Source organism: Teichococcus rhizosphaerae, assembly GCF_002631185.1.
GTDB lineage: Bacteria > Pseudomonadota > Alphaproteobacteria > Acetobacterales > Acetobacteraceae > Pseudoroseomonas > Pseudoroseomonas rhizosphaerae.
Window position 1 is genome coordinate 168,509 of the sequence record NZ_PDNU01000003.1, and the last position, 19,660, is coordinate 188,168.

Consider the following 19,660-nt stretch of genomic DNA (forward strand, 5'->3'; position numbering starts at 1 on the left):
GGACGCGCAAGGCCTGTTGGCGGGACGGGAGTGCCACCCCACCTGTTGTTTCAAGGATTTGCCTGACGCGTCCGCGCCCCGCAAAGGCGCCGGACTGACGAGGGCCACGAAACCTGCCCCCAGGGGCATGACTGCATGAACATCACCACTGGCGAGAATCAATGAACAATAATGGAGACTTGGCCTTCATCCCGCTTGGCGGGACGGGGGAGATCGGCCTGAACCTGAATGTCTATCGCTGCGACGGGCAGCTTCTGGCGATCGATTGCGGCATCGGCTTCGGTGGCGCGGAGCAGCCCGAGGCGGAAGTTATGGTGCCCGACCCCGCCTGGCTCGCGGAACGCCGCGACAAGCTGCTGGGCCTGGTCATCACCCATGCGCATGAGGACCATATCGGCGCCGTGGCGCCGCTCTGGCCGCAGCTGCGCTGCCCGGTCTATGCCAGCCCCTTCACCGCCGCCGTGCTGCGCCGCAAGCTGGGGGAGGCGGGGCTGATGGGGCAGGTGAAGCTGATCACCGTTCCGCTGGGAGGCTCGCTGCAGCTCGGGCCGTTCGGCCTGCGCTTCATCCGCGTCACCCATTCGGTGCCGGAGCCGCAATCCATCGCCATCCGCACGCCCTATGGCACCGTGCTGCACACCGGCGACTGGAAGCTGGACCCCGACCCTCTGGTGGGCGAGCCGACCGACGAGGCCGCCTTCGCCGAGCTGGGCCGCGAGGGCGTGCTGGCTATGGTGTGCGACAGCACCAACGCGCTGGTGGAGGGCCATTCGGGCAGCGAGGCGGAGGTGCGCCGCAACCTCACCGCGCTGATCCGCCAGTTGAAGGGGCGCGTCGCCGTCACCTGCTTCGCCACCAACGTGGCGCGGGTGGAATCCATCGCGCTCGCCGCGCAGGCCGCGGGCCGCAAGGTGGCGCTGTTCGGCCGCAGCCTGCGCAACGCCGAGGCGGCGGCGCGCGAGTGCGGCTACATGCGCGAGGTCGAACCCTTCATCCACGAGGATGACGCGGATGACGTGCCGGACGACCAGCTGCTGATCATCTGCACCGGCAGCCAGGGCGAGCCGCGCTCGGCCATGTCCAAGATCGCCGCCGACACCCATCCGCGCATCTCGCTCGGGGAAGGGGACACGGTGATCTTCTCCTCGCGCATGATCCCGGGCAATGAGCGCGCCATCCTGCGCATGCAGGACGAGCTGGCCCGTGGCGGCTGCCGCGTGATGACGGCGGACGACCACATGGTGCATGTCTCCGGCCACCCGGCGCGGGACGAGCTGAAGCGGCTTTATTCCCTGGTGAAGCCGCGCTTCGCCGTGCCGGTGCATGGCGAGTGGCGCCACCTGCAGGAGCATGCCGCGCTCGCCCGCGAGATGGGCTCCACGCCTGTGCTGGTGGAGGATGGCGACGTGCTGCGCCTCGGCCCGCTTTCCGGCAACGCCACGCCGGAGGTGGTGGAGGGCGTGCCCACCGGCCAGCTCGCGCTGGATGGCGAGCGGCTGCTGCCGCTGGAAGGCGGCGTGCTGGGCGCACGGCGGCGGATGCTGTTCAACGGCATCGTCGTGGCCTCGCTGGCGGTGGACCAGTCGGGGCGGGTGCTGGGCAACCCGGTGGTGTCCGCGCCCGGGCTGTTCGACATGGGCGATGCCGAACCGGGGCAGATCGCCGACGAGCTGGCCCGCGCCGTGACCGACATGCCGCCGGCCCTGAAGCGCGAGGACGACACGCTGCGGGACGCGGCGCGCACGGCGCTGCGCAAGGCGATGGGGCGGCGGCTGCGCAAGCGGCCGAGCGTCGAGATCCACCTGCTGCGGGTCTGAGGACAGGAAAAGGCCAGGGGAAGGAATTCCCCTGGACCCCATCTTTTTTCTGTCAGTTCAGGCCGCGGCCAGCCTGCCGTCGCGCAGGGTGACGACGCGGTCCATGCGGGCGGCGAGGTCCGGGTTGTGGGTGGCGATCAATGCGGCTACGCCGGCGCCGCGCACTGCCTCCAGCAATTGCGCGAAGACGCGGTCGGAGGTGGCCACGTCCAGGTTGCCGGTCGGCTCGTCGGCCAGCAGCAGGCCGGGGCGGTTGGCCAGGGCGCGCGCGATGGCCACGCGCTGCTGCTCGCCGCCCGAAAGGCGGCCGGGGCGGTGCTGCTCCCGGCCTTCCAGGCCAAAGCCGGCCAGCAGCTCCCGCGCGCGCTGCGCGGCGGCCTTCTCGGCGGTGCCGAGCGCCATCTGCGGCAGCACCACGTTCTCCTCCGCCGTGAACTCCGGCAGCAGGTGGTGGAACTGGTAGACGAAGCCGATGCTGCGGCCGCGCAGCGCGCTGCGCGCCTCGTCGCCCAGCGTGCCGGCGGGGCGTCCGTCGATGAACACCTCGCCCCCATCCGGCTTCTCCAGCAGCCCTGCTAGGTGCAGCAGGGTGGACTTGCCGGTGCCGGAAGGCGCCACCAGCGCCACGATCTCGCCCGCGTGCAAGGACAGGTCGGCCCCGCGCAGCACGGGCAACTCGCCCGCCTCCGTGCGGTAGCGCCGCTCGACGGCGGCGAGGCGCAGGCGTTCACTCATTGCGGAGCGCCTCCACCGGGTCGGTGCGCGCGGCGCGCCAGGAAGGATAGAGCGTGGCCAGCAGCGAAAGGCCGAGGCCCATCAGCACCACCTGCGTCACCTCGCCGGGGTCCACCACCGCCGGCAGGCGGGTGAGGAAATAGACTTCCGGGCTGAACAGCTGCGTGCCGGTGAGCGATTGCAGGAACTGCCGGATGTGCTCGATGTTCAGGCAGAACACCAGCCCGAGCGCGAAGCCGATGGCGGTGCCGAGCACGCCGATCGAGGTGCCGCACAGGAGGAAGATGCGCATCACCGCGCCGCTGGTGGCACCCATGGTGCGCAGGATGGCGATGTCACGCCCCTTGTCCTTCACCAGCATGATCAGCGACGAGACGATGTTGAACGCCGCCACGATGATGATGAGGGTGAGGATCAGGAACATCACGTTCCGCTCCACCTGCACCGCGGCGAAGAAGGAGGAATTGGCCGCCTGCCAGTCCAGCACCCGCACAGGGGTGGGGGACAGCGCCTGGGCGATCTCCCGCGACACCGCCCGCACATTGTCCGGGTCGTGGACGAACACCTCGATCTGCGAGGCGGCGTCGCGCATCTGGAAGTAGATCTGCGCCGCCGGCAGGGGGAGGAAGACGTAGGAGCTGTCATACTCGTTCATCCCCGCCTCGAACATCGCCACCACCGTGTAGGCGCGCAGGCGCGGCACGGTGCCGATCACGGTGGCCCGCCCCTGGGGCGAGACCAGCGTCACCTTGTCGCCCAGCCGCACGCCGAGCTTCTGCGCCAGCCGCGTGCCGATCAGGATGGCGTCCTCGCCCTGGAAGGCATCGAGGGTGCCGGCGCGGATGTTGCCGGCCAGCAGCGGCCGGGCGCGCAAATCCTCGGGCCTGATGCCGCGCGCGAGGCCCCCGGTGGCGCCGCCGGCCTCGCTGGTCAGCAGCACCTGTCCCTCGACGATGGGGGTGGCGCTGGCCACCCCCGCCAGGCGGCGCACCCGCTCGGCGATGTCGTCATAGTCGCGCAGGCCGCCGCCCGGGCCGCCGGACGCGGCATGGATGCCGAGATGTCCGTTCAGCCCCAGGATGCGGCCCAGCAGCTCCTGCCGGAAGCCGTTCATCACGCTCATCACGATGATCAGCGTGGCGACGCCGAGGGCGATGCCCACCAGCGAGAAGCCGGCGATCACCGAGACGAAGCGCTCGCCCTTGCGCGCCCGCAGGTAGCGGAACGCGACCTTCCGTTCGAACGCCCCGAACATGCGGCCCGCTACTTCCCGAGCACCTGCGCCAGCGCGGCCTCGATGGAGACCTCCTGGCGCTCGCCCGTGGCGCGGCGCTTCAGCTCGATGATGCCGTTGGCGGCACCGCGTGGCCCGATGATGGCCTGCCAGGGATAGCCCGCCAGGTCGGCGTCGTTGAACTTCACGCCGGCGCGCTCGGGGCGGTCGTCATAGACGGCATCGCCGCCGAGGGAAGCGTAGAGCTTCTCGCACAGGGCGTCGGTGGCGAGGTCGCCGGGCTTCAGGTTCAGGATGGCGCAGCGGAAGGGCGCCACGGCGTCCGGCCACTTGATGCCGGCCTCGTCGTGGTTCGCCTCGATCAGCGCGCCGAGCAGGCGGGAGACGCCGATGCCGTAGCTGCCCATCTGCGGCACCAGCGGGTTGCCGTCCGGCCCCGCCACGGTCAGGCCCATCGACTTCGAGTACTTGTCCCCGAAGAAGAAGATGTGGCCCACCTCGATGCCGCGGGCCGAGACCTGGTTCTCCGCGCCGACCGCGTTCCAGGCCGCCTCGTCATGCATCTCGTCGGTGGCGGCGTAGCGGCTGGTCCAGAAGTCGACGGTGGGGTCCAGATCGCCCTCGTAATCGGGCTTCTGGGCCAGCACGTCGAAATCCAGCAGGTCCTTGTGCAGGTAGACCTGGCTCTCGCCCGTCTCGGCCAGGATGATGAACTCGTGGCTGAGGTCGCCGCCGATCGGTCCGGTGTCGGCCCGCATCGGAATGGCCTTCAGCCCCATGCGGGCGAAGGTGCGCAGATAGGCCACGAACATCTTCTTGTAGGAGAGGCGAGCGGCCTCGGCGTCGATGTCGAAGGAATAGGCGTCCTTCATCAGGAACTCGCGGCCGCGCATCACGCCGAAGCGGGGGCGGATCTCGTCCCGGAACTTCCACTGGATGTGGTAGAGGTTGCGTGGCAGGTCGCGGTAGGACTTGGCGTAGGACTTGAAGATGTCCGTCACCATTTCCTCGTTGGTCGGCCCGAACAGCATCTCGCGCTCATGCCGGTCCGTGATGCGGAGCATCTCCTTGCCGTAGTCGTCGTAGCGGCCGGACTGGCGCCAGAGATCGGCGCTCTGGATCGTCGGCATCAGGATTTCCTGGGCGCCGGCGGCGTCCTGCTCCTCCCGCACGATCTGGCTGACCTTCTGCAGCACGCGCAGGCCGAGCGGCAGCCAGGCATAGATGCCGGCGCTGGTCTGGCGGATCATGCCGGCGCGCAGCATCAGCTTGTGCGAGGCGATCGACGCTTCGGCGGGAATTTCTTTGAGGGTCGGCAGGAAGGCGCGGGAGAGGCGCAAGGGATCAGCTCCGGTCGGAGAAACGGCCGGCGGAAGGTAAGGGCGCGGCGCCGTATGCGCCAGGGGGAGGGGGCCCGGGCCGGAAGTAAGGGCCGCATCCTATGTTGCGCCGCAATAAAAATACCAAACGTTTACCCTTGACGACATTTTTAGTCGTTCATTCCGAGTTTTTGCTTGGAGCGCTGCACCGTGGGCGATACAAGCAGAAAAAAAAGGGCCACACCCTGAGGGTGCGGCCCGAGTTTAGGGAGGAAACGCCAGTCACACGGCAGGAAGAGAACCAGCTCTCTTCCTGGGACTGATCGTGCAGGGCACCGTGATTCGCTGCAACGCAAAAACACCCTTCAAACGCCACAAAAACAGGCGCCTCAGACGCATCTGCCCCATATCAGGCAGGTGGGGTTTTTTTTGTAGATTCCTGCCTACTTGATGGGCATAGCCAGCCAGCCTTCGCGGAAGCTGAGCCAGGGGCTGTTGATCAGCAGCGCCAGGCCTGCCCAGAGAATGGTCGAGATCACGGTGGTCCACAGCGCCTTCCTGAGCAGGCCAGGGGATTGCGGCGTGCCGCGCCAGCCGCCCGTGGTGGCGTCCCCCTCCGCGTCAGGCCGGACACCGACCGGCAGCACGGCGAACAGCACCGTCCACCAGATCAGAAAATAGACCACAAAGCCGGTGAACCAGTTCATGCGCGCTCTCCTGCCGCCTCGGCGCCGGAAATAGGCGCTTCCCGCCGCAGCGGCCAGGGGGAGGGCGGGAAGCGGAAGGGTGGAGATGGAAAGGAAGGCCCTATCCTCGGGTGGGCCCGGCCTGTGCTAAGCACAGGGGCATGACCGACAGCTTCGTCCACCTGCACACCCATTCCGCCTACTCCCTGGCCGAGGGGGCCATCAAGGCGGAGAAGCTGGCCGAGCTGGCCCGGGCGGATGGCCAGCCGGCGGTGGCGCTGACCGACACGGCCAACATGTTCGGCGCGCTGGAATTCGCCAAGGCCTGCGCGGGCAAGGGGGTGCAGCCCATCATGGGCTGCCAGCTCTGGCTTTCCCGCGGCGCGGCCGACCCGCGCCCCGAGGTGCTGCGCCTCGCCCCGGACTGCGTGGTGGCGCTGGCCACCAACCCGCAGGGCCTGGAGAACGTGCAGCGCCTTTCCTCGCACGGCTTCCTGCGGGACGACCCCTCGGGCAAGCCCGCCATCACGCTGGAGCTGCTGCGGCAGCACGCCGAGGGCGTGTTCCTGCTCACGGGCGGCACCTGCGGGCCGTTGGGGCGGCTGTTGCAGGAGGGCCGGCGCGATGCCGCGCTGCGCCTGCTGGACGCGCTGAAGGAAAGCTTCGGGGACCGGCTGGCGGTGGAGCTGACCCGGCACGGGCTGGAGGTCGAGCGCGGGCTGGACCCCGCCCTCGTGGCGCTGGCCGATGCCGCCGGGCTGCCGGTCGTCGCCGCCAATGACGTGTATTTCGCCAGATCCTCGATGTACGAGGCGCATGACGCGCTGCTCTGCATCGCCGAGGGGCGCACCCTGGCCGAGCCGGACCGCCGCCGGCTGACATCCGAGCATTATTTCAAGTCGGCCGCCGAGATGCGCCGCCTCTTCGCCGACCTGCCCGAGGCCTGCGACAACACGCTCGCCATCGCCCGCCGCTGCGCCGTGATGGCCGAGAGCCGCAAGCCGGAGTTGCCGATCTGCCCCAAGGTGCAGCCCGGCATGACCGAGGCCGAGACGGTGCGCGACATGGCCGCGCGCGGCCTGGAGGCACGGCTCGATGCCCAGGGCACGCCCAACACGCCGGAGGCCCGCACGGTGTACCGCGAGCGGCTCACCTTCGAGCTGGACGTGATCGAGAAGATGGGCTTCTCGGGCTACTTCCTGATCGTGGCGGACTTCATCCAGTGGGCGAAGGGGCAGGGCATCCCCGTGGGGCCGGGGCGCGGCTCGGGCGCCGGCTCGGTGGCCGCCTGGGCGCTGCTGATCACGGACCTCGACCCGCTGCGCTTCGGCCTGCTCTTCGAGCGCTTCCTCAATCCCGAGCGCGTCTCGATGCCCGACTTCGACATCGATTTCTGCCAGGAGCGGCGGGACGAGGTGATCCAGTATGTCCGCCGCGAATATGGCGAGGACCGGGTGGCGCAGATCATCACCTTCGGCCGCCTCCAGGCCAAGGCGGTGGTGCGCGACGTCGGCCGCGTCATGGGCATGCCCTATGGCCAGGTGAACAAGATCGCCGAGCTGATCCCGTTCAACCCGGCCAAGCCGGTGACGCTGCAACAGGCGATCGACGGCGAGCCCCGCCTGCAGGAGATGCGCGAGGCCGACGAGACGGTGGAGCGGCTGATGGAGACCGCCCTGGTGCTGGAGGGGCTCTACCGCAACGCCTCCACCCATGCGGCGGGCGTGGTGATCGGGCGCAAGCCGCTGATCGACACGGTGGCGCTCTACCGCGACCCGCGCTCCGACATGCTGGTGACGCAGTACTCCATGAAGTATGTGGAGAACGCGTCGCTGGTGAAGTTCGACTTCCTCGGCCTCAAGACGCTGACCGTGCTGCAGCGGGCGGTGGAGATCCTGGCCGAGCAGGGGCACGCCATCGACCTCGCCGCCCTGCCGCTCGACGACAAGCGCACCTACGACATGCTGGCGCGCGGCGATTCCGCCGGGGTGTTCCAGTTCGAAGGCCAGGGCATGCGGGACTGCCTGCGCATGATGCGCCCCGACCGCTTCGAGGACCTGATCGCCGCCGTCTCGCTCTACCGCCCGGGCCCGATGGCGAACATCCCGGCCTATTGCGCCCGCAAGCATGGCGAGGCCTGGGAGCCGGTGCACCCGGCGATGCGCCACCTGGTCGAGGAGACCTATGGCATCCTGGTCTACCAGGAGCAGGTCATGCAGATCAGCCAGGACGTGGCAGGCTACTCCCTCGGCGGCGCCGACCTGCTGCGCCGCGCCATGGGCAAGAAGATCCGCTCCGAGATGGAGGCGCAGCGCAAGATCTTCGTCGATGGCGCGGTGCGGAACGGCGTGCCGGAGGGCAAGGCCGGCGAGATCTTCGACCTGATGGAGAAGTTCGCGGAATACGGCTTCAACAAGTCGCACGCCGCCGCCTACGCCCTCGTCGCCTACCACACTGCCTATCTCAAGGCGAACCACCCGGTGGCCTTCCTCGCCGCCTCCATGACCTTCGACATGGACAAGACGGAGAAGCTCGCCAACCACATGCAGGAGGCGGCCCGCCTCGGCATTCCCGTGCTGCCGCCGGACGTGAACCGCTCGGCGGCCGACTTCCGCGTGGAAACGAGGGAGGATGGCACGGCCTGCATCCGCTTCGCCCTCGCCGCGGTCAAGCGCGTCGGCATGCAGGCGATGCGCGACATGGTGAAGGCACGCGACGAGAAGGGCCCGTTCCGCTCCCTGGCCGACTTCGCCCAGCGCGTGGACCCCAAGCTGCTCAACAAGATGCAGCTCGAGAACCTGGCCCGCGCCGGCGCCTTCGACAGCCTGGAGAAGAACCGGGCGCGCATGACGGCGGCCGCCGAGGTGATCCTGCGCCGCGCCCAGGCCGCGGCCGAGGAGCGCGGCTCCAGCCAGATCGGCCTGTTCGGCGGCGGCGATGCCAGCCCCGAGCCGCTGCGCATGCCGCAGGTGAACGAGTGGCCGGAGCTGGAGCGCCTCGGGCAGGAGGCGGAGGCGGTGGGCTTCCACCTGTCCGCCCACCCGCTCGACACCTATCGGGAGGTGCTCCGCAAGCTCCGTACCACGCCCATCGCCCAGCTTCAGGTGCGGGCGGAGGCGGGGGCTGGCATCCTCAAGATCGCCGGCACGGTGGTGAACAGCAAGGAGCGCACCACCCGCACCGGCAGCCGCATGGCCTGGGTGCGGCTCTCGGATTCCTCCGGCAGCGTCGAGGTCACGCTGTTCTCCGAGACGCTGCTGAAGAACCGGCCCCTGCTGGCCGAGGGCACCGCGCTGCTGGTCACGGCCGAGGCGCGGATGGATGGCGAGACCTTGCGGCTGACCGCCCAGGCCGTCGAATCGCTCGACAAGGCGGCGAGCGGGGTGGGGCAGATGCTGCGCCTCGGCATCGAGGACATGGCGGCGGTGGAGCCGATCCGCGCCCTGCTGGCGCGCGAGGGGCAGGGCAAGGGCACCGTCATCCTGGTGCCGCGCCTGGGCGAGGGGCAGGAGGTGGAGGTGATGCTGCCCGGCCGCTGGAACGTCTCGCCCCGGCTGGCACAGGAGATGAAGGTGCTGCCCGGCGTGGTGGCACTCTCCGCGCCGCCGGGCTGAAGGCCGATAAGGCTTGCGGCGGAGGGCCGTTTGCGCCATATGCGGCGCGCCGGCCCAGGTCCGTTCCCCGGGCCGGTCATTCCGCACGCGGTGCGCCCTTCCGTCTTTCATCGGGCGATGAGGGTCCGGTCCCGGGGAGACATCCCGGGCTTAGCGCCGCGGAGGCTCAACCGGACGTGACGTGAAGGACCGCCCCCATGGCGATGCCCGAAGTTTCCCTGCGCCAGCTGCTCGAGGCCGGTGTCCACTTTGGCCACCACACCCGCCGCTGGAACCCGCGCATGGCGCCGTACATCTTCGGCGTGCGCAACCAGGTCCACATCCTGGACCTGCAGCAGACCGTGCCGATGCTGGACCGCGCGCTGCGCACCGTGCGCGACGTGGTGGCCGGCGGTGGCCGCGTGCTGTTCGTCGGCACCAAGAAGTCCGCCGCCGAGTACGTGGCCGAGGCCGCGACCCGCTGCGGCCAGTACTACGTCAACCACCGCTGGCTCGGCGGCATGCTGACCAACTGGAAGACCATCACCGGCTCCATCAAGCGCCTGAAGCAGATGGACGAGCAGCTCGGCGGCAACACCCAGGGCCTTACCAAGAAGGAGATCCTGATGCTGACCCGCGAGCGCGAGAAGCTCGACCGCGCGCTGGGCGGCATCCGCGAGATGGGCGGCCTGCCGGACATCATCTTCGTCATCGACGTGGTGAAGGAGAAGCTGGCGATCGAGGAGGCCAACAAGCTCGGCATCCCCGTGGTCGCCGTGGTCGACTCCAACGCCGATCCGGAGGGCGTGGCCTTCCCGATCCCGGGCAATGACGACGCCATCCGCGCCATCAACCTGTATTGCGACCTGATGGCCGCGGCCGTGTTCGATGGCATCTCGGCCGAGCTGCAGGCCTCGGGCGTCGACATCGGCGCGGGCGAGGACCTGCCGGCGGACGACCTGGCCGGGATCGAGGGCGCCGTGGCCGAGGGCGTCGAGGGCACGGCGGTGGCCGAGGCCGAGGCGGCCGTCGGCGGCCCGGACGCGCCGGTGGCGCCCCAGGCCTGACGCCGATCGCCTGAACCAGACCGCGAGACAGGAGCTTTCCCATGGCTGAGATCACCGCCGCGATGGTGCGCGAACTGCGCGAGAAGACCGGCGCGGGCATGATGGACTGCAAGAAGGCGCTGGTCGAGAACGGCGGCGACACCGAGGCGGCCATCGACTGGCTGCGCAAGAAGGGCCTCGCCGCCGCCGCCAAGAAGTCCGGCCGCGTCGCGGCCGAGGGCCTGATCGGCACCGCCACCGGCCCGCAGGTTGCCGGCATGGTCGAGGTGAACGCCGAGACCGACTTCGTGGCGCGCAACGAGCTGTTCCAGAACTTCGTCTCCGAGGTGGCCGGCCTGGTCCTCTCAGTAGGCGACGATGTGGAGCAGCTGAAGGCCACGACCTTCCCCGGCACCACCCACTCGGTGCAGGACGAGCTGACCCGCCTGATCGCCACCATCGGCGAGAACATGACGATCCGCCGCGCCAAGCGCTTCACCGTGCCGTCCGGCTCGGTGGCGACCTATGTCCACTCGGCGGTGAAGCCGGGCCTGGGCAAGATCGGCGTGGTCGTGGCGCTGGAGGCCGCGTCCGAGCTGGAGGCCCTGGAGACCCTGGGCCGCCAGATCGGCATGCATGTCGCCGCTGCCCGCCCGGAGGCGCTGGACGTCTCGGCGGTGGACACCTCCGCCCTGGAGCGCGAGCGCGCGGTGCTGACCGAGCAGGCCCAGGCCTCCGGCAAGCCCCCCGCCGTGATCGAGAAGATGGTCGAGGGCCGCATCCGCAAGTACTACGAGGAAGTGGTGCTGCTGGAGCAGGTCTGGGTGCATGACGGCGAGAGCCGCGTGAAGGCCATCGTGCAGAAGGCCGGCGCCAAGCTGACGGGCTTTGCCCGCTTCCAGCTCGGCGAGGGCATCGACAAGCAGGCCAGCGACTTCGCCGCCGAGGTCGCGGCGGCCGCCGGCACGGTCTGACACCGGCCTGAGACAGTGGGGCGGGGGCGCGGCCATGCGGGCCGCCGCCCCCGCCTTTCTGCTTCCCCCCCCCCGCCCGGTTCGCGGCCCTGCCGCGGCCTGACCGGGCACGGTTCCGGCGGGGGCGCCCCTCCCGCTCCCGGGGCCGTGCGCTTGCCGCGCGCTGGCCCGCTGCCTATCGTGCCGCCCCGCTGCACACCCTGCCGCCCCTGACGCTGGAACCGAACCGATGCCGAGCCCGATCTATAAGCGTGTCCTGCTGAAGCTTTCGGGCGAGGCGCTGATGGGGACGCGGGATTACGGGCTGGACAACGCCACGGTCCGCGCCATCGCCGAGGACATCAAGGGCGTGGTGGATCTGGGCGTCGAGGTCTGCGTGGTGGTGGGCGGCGGCAACATCTTCCGCGGCGTCGCCGGCGCATCCTCCGGCATGGAACGCGCCCAGGCGGACAGCATGGGCATGCTGGCCACCGTGATGAACGCGCTGGCCATGCAGAGCGCGCTGGAGCGGACCGGCGTCCCGACCCGGGTGCAGTCCGCCATTCCGATGAGCAGCGTCTGCGAGCCCTTCATCCGCCGCCGCGCCGAGCGGCACATGGAGAAGGGGCGGGTGGTGATCTTCGCCGCCGGCTCGGGCAACCCCTTCTTCACCACCGACACCGCCGCCGCCTTGCGCGCCGCCGAGATGCGCTGCGACGCCCTGTTCAAGGGCACGCAGGTGGATGGCGTCTATTCCGCCGACCCGCGCAAGAACCCGAACGCCGAGCGCTACACCACGCTCACCTATCTCGACATGCTGGCGCGCGACCTGGCGGTGATGGATGCCGCCGCGATCAGCCTGGCGCGCGAGAACAAGCTGCCGATCATCGTCTTCAACATCCACGAGCAGGGCGCCTTCACCGCCGTGATGCAGGGCGAGGGCCGCTTCACCACCGTGGTCGATCTCTGAGACAGAAGAAGAAGGAGGCTCCCGCATGGCCGCACCTGCCGATCTGAACACGCTGAAGCAGGACCTCACGCGCCGCATGGATGGCGCGCTGGAGTCGCTGAAGAAGGAATTCTCCGGCCTGCGCACCGGCCGCGCCTCGCCGGCCCTGCTGGAGCCGATCCGCGTCGAGGTCTATGGCGCCAACCAGCCGCTGAACCAGGTGGCCAACGTCTCCGTCTCCGGCCCCTCCATGCTGTCCGTGCAGGTGTGGGATCGCGGCGCGGCCAAGGCCGTGGAGGTCGCCATCCGCGATTCCGGCCTCGGGCTGAACCCGCAGGCCGAGGGGCAGGTGATCCGCGTGCCGCTGCCGCCGCTGACCCAGGAGCGCCGCAACGAGCTGGCCAAGCAGGCCGCCAAGTACGCCGAGGCCGCCAAGGTGGCGGTGCGTGGCGTGCGCCGCGACGGCAACGAGCAGATCAAGGGCTGGGAGAAGAAGTCCGAGATCGGCAAGGACGAGGCGGCGAAATGGTCCGACGAGGTGCAGAAGCTGACCGACCAGACGATCAAGAAGGTCGATGAGCTTCTCGCCGAGAAGGAAAAGGACATCAAGGCGGTCTGACCGGCAGCATGAGCGCGGCGCCTCTTAACCAGAAACTGGCTGGCGGCGCCTTGGCGGCGCTGCCGGATATGTCCTCCCCCCAGACGGCCGGACCGCAGGGCGGGCCCCTCCATGTGGGCCTGATCATGGACGGCAACCGGCGCTGGGCGCAGGCACGCGGCCTGCCCCGGGCGCTTGGCCACAAGGCCGGGGTGGAGGCGGTGCGCCGCGCCGTCCAGGCCGCGGGGGAGGCGGGGCTGCCCTGGCTCACCCTGTTCGCCTTTTCCTCCGAGAACTGGCAGCGCTCGGCCGACGAGGTGCGCGACCTCACCGGCCTGCTGCGCCTCTACCTGCGCCACGAGGTGAACGCCCTGGCCAAGGGCGGGGTGCGGCTGCGCGTCATCGGCGAGCGCGAGCGCTTCGGACCCGAGACGGTCTCCGCCATCGCCGAGGCGGAGGCGGCCACCGCCCACAACACCAAGCTGAACCTGACCGTGGCGCTTTCCTACGGCGCGCGGGCCGAGATCGCCGCCGCCGCCCGGGCGCTGGCGCGCGAGGCGGCGGCCGGCCGGCTGGACCCGGAGGCGATCGACGCCGCCATGCTGGAGTCCCGCCTCGCCACCAGCGGCATGCCGGACCCGGACCTGATCATCCGCACCTCGGGCGAGCAGCGCCTGTCCAACTTCCTGCTCTGGCAGGCGGCCTATGCGGAGTTCGTGTTCCTCGACGTGCTGTGGCCCGACTTCCAGGCGGAACACCTGCAGCAGGCCCTGGCCGAGTATCGCCGCCGGTCACGGCGCTTCGGCGTGGGCGCGGGCTGAGACATGGCCGGAACCGTCCAGCCGCCATCCCCCGCCGCCGATTCCGCCAAGCGCTGGCGCGACCTGAAGAAGCGGGCGCTGTCCGCCGCCGTGCTGGGCCCGGGCGCGGTGCTGTGCATCTGGCTCGGCGCGATCCCCTGGACGGCGCTGATGACGGTGGCCATCGCGCTGCTCACCTGGGAATGGGTGCGGCTCTGCGGCCTGCGCAGCCGGGCCTGGCCGGGCATCGCGGTGCCGGCGGTGGTGTTCGTCGCCTGCGCGCTCTCGGTGTTCGGGCAGGCCGTGCCGGGGCTGGTCTGCCTGCTGGCGGGCTTCCTGGCCACCTGGATCAGCGCGCCGCGCCTGCGCCGGCGCGCCGCCCCGCCGCCACCCGCCCTCTGGCTCGCCGCCGGCGTGCTCTATATCGGCCTGGCCGGCATCGCGCTAATCGAGCTGCGGCACGACAACGACGCCGGGCGCGGCAATGTGCTGTTCCTGTTCATGGTGGTCTGGGCCAGCGACATCGGCGCCTACCTGTTCGGCCGGCTGATCGGCGGGCCCAAGCTGGCGCCCGCCATCTCCCCCGGCAAGACCTGGTCCGGCGCGGCGGGCGGCCTCGTCAGCAGCATGGGCGTGGGCTGGCTGGCGGCCGACTGGCTGGCGCCGGGCAATCCGGATGTCGTCAAGGTGCTGATGGTGGCGGCGCTCCTCGGCATCGCCACCCAGCTCGGCGACCTGCTGGAGAGCGCGGTGAAGCGCCACTTCAAGGTGAAGGATTCCTCGATGCTGATCCCCGGCCATGGCGGTCTGCTGGACCGGCTGGACGGGCTGCTGGCCGCGGCGCCGGTGGCCGCCCTGCTGGCCTTCGGCGTGGGCTACGGGGTGCCCCTGTGGCGCTGACTTCCCCCGGCCCGAGCCGCGTGGCGCCCGGCCCGCGCAGCGTCACCATCCTCGGCAGCACCGGCTCGGTCGGCCGCAGCACCGTGGCGCTGCTGGACGCGGCGGAGCCCGGCCGCTTCCCCGTGGTCGCCCTGGTGGCGGGGCGGGATGCCAGGGGGCTGGCCGAGCAGGCGCTGCGGCTGCGCCCGCAGGTCGCCGTGCTGGCGGATGCCTCGGCCGGTGCGGAGCTGGCGGCGCTGCTGGCCGGCAGCGGCATCGCCACGGGGGCGGGGCGGGAGGCGGTGCTGGAGGCGGCCGCCCGGCCGGCGGACTGGACCATGGCCGCCATTGTCGGCGCCGCGGGGCTGGAGCCGGCGCTCGCCGCCCTGTCCCATGGCGGCACCCTGGCCCTGGCCAACAAGGAGGCGCTGGTCTGCGCGGGCGAGCTGGTGCTGGCCGCCGCGCGCGCCAGCGGCGCCACGCTGCTGCCGGTCGATTCCGAGCACAACGCCATCTTCCAGGCGCTCGACGCGCGCGACCCGGAGGCCATCGAGCAGATCGTGCTCACCGCCTCGGGCGGGCCGTTCCGCGAGATGCCGCTGGAGCGCATGGCGCGCGTCACGCCCGAGGAGGCGCTGCGCCACCCCGTCTGGTCGATGGGCGCCAAGATCAGCATCGATTCCGCCACCATGATGAACAAGGGGCTGGAGCTGATCGAGGCCGCGCGCCTCTTTCCGGTGCCGGAGGAGAAGCTGGCGGTGCTGGTGCACCCGCAATCGGCGGTGCACGGCATGGTGCAGTACCGCGACGGCTCGATCCTGGCGCAGCTCGGCTCGCCGGACATGCGCACCCCCATCGCCCACGCCCTGGCCTGGCCGGAACGGATGGCGGTGGACGTGCCGCGCCTGGACCTCGCCGCCCTGGCGCGGCTGGAGTTCTTCGCCCCCGACCCCGTGCGCTTCCCCGCGCTGCGGCTGGCGCGGGAGGCCTTGCGGGCCGGCGCCGGCGCCCCCACCATCCTGAATGCCGCGAACGAGGCGGCCGTCGGCCTGTTCCTGCAGCGCCGGCTGGGCTTCCTCGATATCGCCGCCGTGGTGGAGGAGACGCTGGCGGCGCTGGGCGCCCCGCCGATCCCCGACATCCCCGCCGTGCTGGCGCTGGACGCCACGGCGCGGCAGGATGCCCTGGCGCGCGCCGCCCGCCGCGCCGCCTGAACCCCGCGCGGCATGCCGCGCCACCTGGCTTCCGCGCGGCGCGCCGCGCCGGATGCCCCCCACATGGCCGGCCATGTGGCATGATGACCGTGCCGCGCCGGCCCACCGGCCCGGCACACCCCTCGGCAAGCCGCGGCGCCGCCCGCCTCGGCCGGAGACGCGACCTTGGACCTGTTGCCTGAGCCCTTCCGCTCCATCATCGCCTTCATCGTGGTGCTGGGCGTGCTCGTCTTCATCCATGAGCTGGGCCACTACCTCGCCGCCCGCTGGCGCGGGGTGCATGTGGAGGTGTTCTCCATCGGCTTCGGCCGCCCCCTCCGCCAGTGGACCGACCGGCGCGGCTGCGAATGGCGCATCTCCTGGCTTCCGCTCGGCGGCTTCGTGAAGCTGCACGGCCAGGAGGGGCCGGAGGACGCCACGCCCGAGCAGCGCGCCCGCTGGCGCGCCGGCGAGACCTTTCACGACAAGAGCGTGGGTGACCGCGCCATCGTCGTCGCCGCCGGGCCGATCGCCAACTTCCTGCTGGCCATCGTGATGTTCGCCGGGCTGTACATGACGGTGGGCCAGCCCCAGCCCAACGCCACGATCGGCACGGTGGTGGAGAACAGCGCCGCCGCCCGCGCCGGGCTGTTGCCGGGCGACCGCATTCTCAGCCTCGACGGCATGCCGGTGTCCCGCTTCGAGCAGATCCAGGCCCACATCCAGCCGCGCGCCGGCCAGGAGGTGGAGATCCGCATCCGCCGCGACGGCCAGGAGCAGGCGCTGCGCGCCACGCCGGACAGCCGCTCCGCCAGCGAGGCGACGGTGGGCGTGCTCGGCATCTCCGGCGGCGCGACGGAGTTCCGCCGGATGAACCCGTTCAGCGCCCTGGCCGCCGGCGCCGCCCAGACCTGGGACGTGACGGTGCAGACCCTGGCCGGGCTGTGGCAGATGATCGCCGGCCAGCGCGGCACGGAGGAGCTGGGCGGGCCGCTGCGCATCGCGCAGATCTCGGGGCAGGTGGCGCAGCTCGGCGTGGCGAGCCTCGTCTCCTTCATGGCGATCCTGTCGGTCAACCTGGCGCTGATCAACCTCTTCCCCATCCCGGTGCTGGATGGCGGGCACCTGCTGTTCTACGCGGCGGAGGCGGTCCGCGGCCGCCCCCTGCCGCCGCGCGCCATCGAGTATGGCTTCCGTGCCGGCTTCGCGCTGCTGATCGCCCTTTTCATCTTCGCCACCTTCAACGACCTGTCGAGCCTGGGCGTGGTGCGCTGGGTGAGCGGGCTGGCGGGCTGAGCAGGGGGGCGGGGGGGAAGGGGGCGCCTTTCCCCGCCCGCTTCAGGCGCCGTTCGCGCAATGCGCGGTAATACCTTGTTACCCTTGCCGAAACTTCATGAGCGGCCGGAAGCCTTGTGGGGGTGGCGGGGCGCGCCGTTCCCTTGTAGTCTCCCGCGGCCCGAGACGCCCCGTTTTCGGCGGTTTTCCCTTGGCCCCCTTCAACCGGCCCGGATCCGACCTTTGCACGCTACCCGCGCCCTCCTGCTCGCCGCCACCTGCCTCATGCCCGTGCTGCTCCCGCCCGAGGCGGCGGCGCAGACCCGGCGTGGCGCTCCCGCGGCGGCCCAGCCCGCCAACGGCGTCATCCGCCAGATCGACGTGGAAGGGAACCAGCGGATCGAGGCGGACACCGTCCGCTCCTACATGCTGGTGCAGCCGGGCGACGCCTTCGATCCCGACCGGCTGGACCGCAGCCTGCGCACCCTCTTCGCCACCGGCCTGTTCCGCGACGTGCAGATCGGCCGCCAGGGAGACCGGGTGGTGGTGCGGGTGCAGGAGAACCCGATCGTCAACCAGGTGGCCTTCGAGGGGAACAGCAAGCTCTCGGACGACACGCTGCGCCCCGAGGTGCAGCTCCGCCCGCGCGCCGTGTTCACCCCCGCCGCCGCCCAGGCCGACCGCCAGCGCCTGCTGGAGCTCTATGCCCGCCGCGGCCGCTTCGCCGCGCGCATCGAGCCCAAGGTGATCGAGCGCGACCAGAACCGGGTGGACCTCGTCTTTGAGATCACGGAAGGCGACGCGGCGCTGATCAGCCGCATCAACTTCGTGGGCAACGAGAACTTCTCGGACAGCCGGCTGAAGGAGATCGTCTCCTCCCGCGAGGCGGCGTGGTACCGCCCCTTCAGCTCGTCCGACACCTATGAGCCGGAGCGGCTGAACTTCGACCGCGAGCTGCTGCGCCGCTACTACCAGCGCCAGGGCTACGCCGATGTGAACGTCACCGGCGCCACGGCCGAGCTGGCGCCGGACCGCAGCGGCTTCTTCGTCACCTACACGATCAACGAGGGCCCGCGCTACCGGGTCGGCAAGGTCGAGATCACCTCCGGCCTGCGCAATGTCGGGCCCGAGCGCCTGCAGCGCGTGATGGAGATCTCCTCCGGCGACTGGTATGACGGCGACGCCGTCGAGCGCATGGTGCAGACCCTGACCGACGAGGCCAACCTCGCCGGCGCGCCCTTTGTCGAGGTGGAGCCGCGCATCACGCGCGACCGCGAGGGGCGGAAGGTCGATCTGGTCTTCGAGGTGAAGGAAGGCCAGCGCGTCTACGTCAACCGCATCGACATCACCGGCAACACCCGCACCCAGGACCGCGTCATCCGCCGCGAGTTCCGCATCGCCGAGGGGGATGCGTTCAACGCCGCGCAGGTGCGCCGCTCGCGCCAGCGCATCCGCGACCTGGGCTATTTCCAGGACGTGCAGGTGAACCCGGTACCGGGCGCCACGCCGGACCAGGTCAACCTGAACACCAATGTCGTCGAGCGCGCCACGGGCGAGATCTCGATCGGCGGCGGCTATTCCACCGATGCGGGCGCGCTGGCCGATCTCGGCCTGCGCGAGCGCAACATCCTGGGCACCGGCGTCGATGCGCGGGTGAACACCACCCTGGCGCAGCGCCGCAGCCAGGTGGACCTGTCGGTCACCGACCCGTCCTTCCTCGATCGCAACCTGGCCGTGGGCATCGACCTGTTCTACGTGGTGCGCGACCTGACCGACTATTCGGGCTATGAGGAGCGCCGCGCCGGCTTCAGCCTGCGCGCCGGCTACGAGTTCAACGAGCGGCTGCGCCAGTCCTGGTCCTACACCCTGTCGCGCCGAAACGTGTTCAACGTGCTGGACGATGCCAGCATCTACATCGAGGAGCAGAGCGGCGTCACCGTCCTGTCGCAGATCGGCCAGACGCTGACCTACGACACGCGCGACTCCCGCCTCGACCCCCGCGAGGGCTATGTGCTGCGCCTCGGCACCGACCTCGCCGGCCTCGGCGGCGACGTGAACTATCTCCGCACGCGCGTCGACGGCACCTACTACATCCCCTTCGAGCGGCTGCTCGGCGATCCGGACTATGTGCTCGCCCTGTCCGCGAGCGTCGGCCACATGTTCAGCTATGGCGGCAAGGAGAAGGACGAGCGGATCATCGACCGCTTCTTCCTCGGCGGCGAGAACCTGCGCGGCTTCGCCGTCGCCGGCGCCGGCCCGCGCGACCGGGACACCACCGACTCGCTGGGCGGCCGCACCATCTGGACGCAGACCACCGAGATGCGCTTCCCGCTCCCGGTGCCGTCCGAGCTCGGCCTGCTCGGCCGCGCCTTCATCGATGTCGGCTCGCTCACCGGCATCGATTCCGCACCCAACATCGTCGACGACTCCGCCCCCCGCGTGGGCGCGGGCGTCGGCATCTCGTGGCGCAGCCCGTTCGGTCTGATCAACATCGACCTGGCGCAGGCCGTGGTGAAGAAGTCCTACGACGAGACGCAGGTCTTCCGCTTCGGCTTCGGCACGCGCTTCTGAGCCTAATTCGAC

15 protein-coding genes are annotated in these 19,660 nt (G+C 70.6%); 11 read left to right on the forward strand and 4 right to left on the reverse strand.

The window, feature by feature from the left end; translation table 11 throughout:
• Positions 1-161 precede the first annotated feature (161 nt).
• A complete protein-coding gene (locus CR162_RS03200; protein WP_099094086.1) occupies positions 162-1,817 on the forward strand; it encodes a ribonuclease J in 1,656 nt (551 codons plus the stop codon).
• Between the two features lie 57 nt (positions 1,818-1,874).
• Here CR162_RS03200 and CR162_RS03205 read toward each other — a convergent pair whose 3' ends face one another.
• From CR162_RS03205 to CR162_RS03220, 4 genes are all read right to left on the reverse strand, one after another.
• On the reverse strand, positions 1,875-2,552 hold the full coding sequence (locus CR162_RS03205) for an ABC transporter ATP-binding protein (RefSeq protein WP_099094087.1): 678 nt from the start codon (positions 2,550-2,552) through the stop codon (positions 1,875-1,877).
• Positions 2,545-3,807 (reverse strand): lipoprotein-releasing ABC transporter permease subunit, encoded by a 1,263-nt coding sequence (locus CR162_RS03210; protein ID WP_099094088.1) that lies wholly within the window; start codon positions 3,805-3,807, stop codon positions 2,545-2,547. Before CR162_RS03210 ends, CR162_RS03205 begins: the two co-directional genes overlap by 8 nt.
• Positions 3,808-3,815: 8 nt before the next feature.
• Positions 3,816-5,126, reverse strand: a complete 1,311-nt coding sequence (gene proS / locus CR162_RS03215) for a proline--tRNA ligase (protein ID WP_099094089.1) — start codon at positions 5,124-5,126, stop codon at positions 3,816-3,818.
• Positions 5,127-5,548: 422 nt separating this feature from the next.
• Positions 5,549-5,812, reverse strand: coding sequence for a DUF1467 family protein (locus CR162_RS03220; protein WP_099094090.1), 264 nt, complete (start codon positions 5,810-5,812; stop codon positions 5,549-5,551).
• A gap of 140 nt (positions 5,813-5,952) precedes the next feature.
• On the opposite strand from CR162_RS03220, the gene dnaE reads away from it, so the two are divergent.
• The 10 genes from dnaE to bamA all read left to right on the forward strand — a co-directional run bounded on the left by dnaE (position 5,953) and on the right by bamA (position 19,648).
• Entirely contained in the window at positions 5,953-9,405 is a 3,453-nt protein-coding gene (gene dnaE / locus CR162_RS03225) for a DNA polymerase III subunit alpha (RefSeq protein WP_099094091.1), read from the forward strand.
• A gap of 197 nt (positions 9,406-9,602) precedes the next feature.
• Positions 9,603-10,451: a 30S ribosomal protein S2 gene (rpsB, locus tag CR162_RS03230; RefSeq protein ID WP_245870100.1), complete on the forward strand. Its 849-nt coding sequence runs from the start codon at positions 9,603-9,605 to the stop codon at positions 10,449-10,451.
• Positions 10,452-10,492: 41 nt separating this feature from the next.
• Positions 10,493-11,404 carry a translation elongation factor Ts gene (tsf, locus tag CR162_RS03235; RefSeq protein WP_099094092.1) on the forward strand — a complete coding sequence of 304 codons (912 nt, stop codon included), beginning with the start codon at positions 10,493-10,495 and terminating at the stop codon, positions 11,402-11,404.
• A gap of 229 nt (positions 11,405-11,633) precedes the next feature.
• The gene (pyrH, locus tag CR162_RS03240; RefSeq protein WP_099094093.1) at positions 11,634-12,353 is read left to right on the forward strand and encodes a UMP kinase; all 720 of its coding nucleotides are present in this window, start codon (positions 11,634-11,636) and stop codon (positions 12,351-12,353) included.
• 25 nt (positions 12,354-12,378) lie between these two features.
• Entirely contained in the window at positions 12,379-12,951 is a 573-nt protein-coding gene (gene frr, locus CR162_RS03245) for a ribosome recycling factor (protein WP_099094094.1), read from the forward strand.
• A 68-nt stretch (positions 12,952-13,019) separates the two neighbouring features.
• Positions 13,020-13,751, forward strand: a complete 732-nt coding sequence (locus CR162_RS03250) for an isoprenyl transferase (RefSeq protein ID WP_176559693.1) — start codon at positions 13,020-13,022, stop codon at positions 13,749-13,751.
• Positions 13,752-13,754: 3 nt separating this feature from the next.
• Positions 13,755-14,630: a phosphatidate cytidylyltransferase gene (locus CR162_RS03255; RefSeq protein ID WP_099094096.1), complete on the forward strand. Its 876-nt coding sequence runs from the start codon at positions 13,755-13,757 to the stop codon at positions 14,628-14,630.
• Positions 14,621-15,823 carry a 1-deoxy-D-xylulose-5-phosphate reductoisomerase gene (dxr, locus tag CR162_RS03260; protein ID WP_176559694.1) on the forward strand — a complete coding sequence of 401 codons (1,203 nt, stop codon included), beginning with the start codon at positions 14,621-14,623 and terminating at the stop codon, positions 15,821-15,823. The genes CR162_RS03255 and dxr overlap by 10 nt, the downstream gene beginning before the upstream one ends.
• 165 nt (positions 15,824-15,988) lie before the next feature.
• Positions 15,989-17,098, forward strand: a complete 1,110-nt coding sequence (gene rseP / locus CR162_RS03265) for an RIP metalloprotease RseP (RefSeq protein WP_176559695.1) — start codon at positions 15,989-15,991, stop codon at positions 17,096-17,098.
• 222 nt (positions 17,099-17,320) lie between these two features.
• Positions 17,321-19,648 (forward strand): outer membrane protein assembly factor BamA, encoded by a 2,328-nt coding sequence (gene bamA, locus CR162_RS03270; RefSeq protein ID WP_099094097.1) that lies wholly within the window; start codon positions 17,321-17,323, stop codon positions 19,646-19,648.
• Positions 19,649-19,660: the final 12 nt, after the last annotated feature.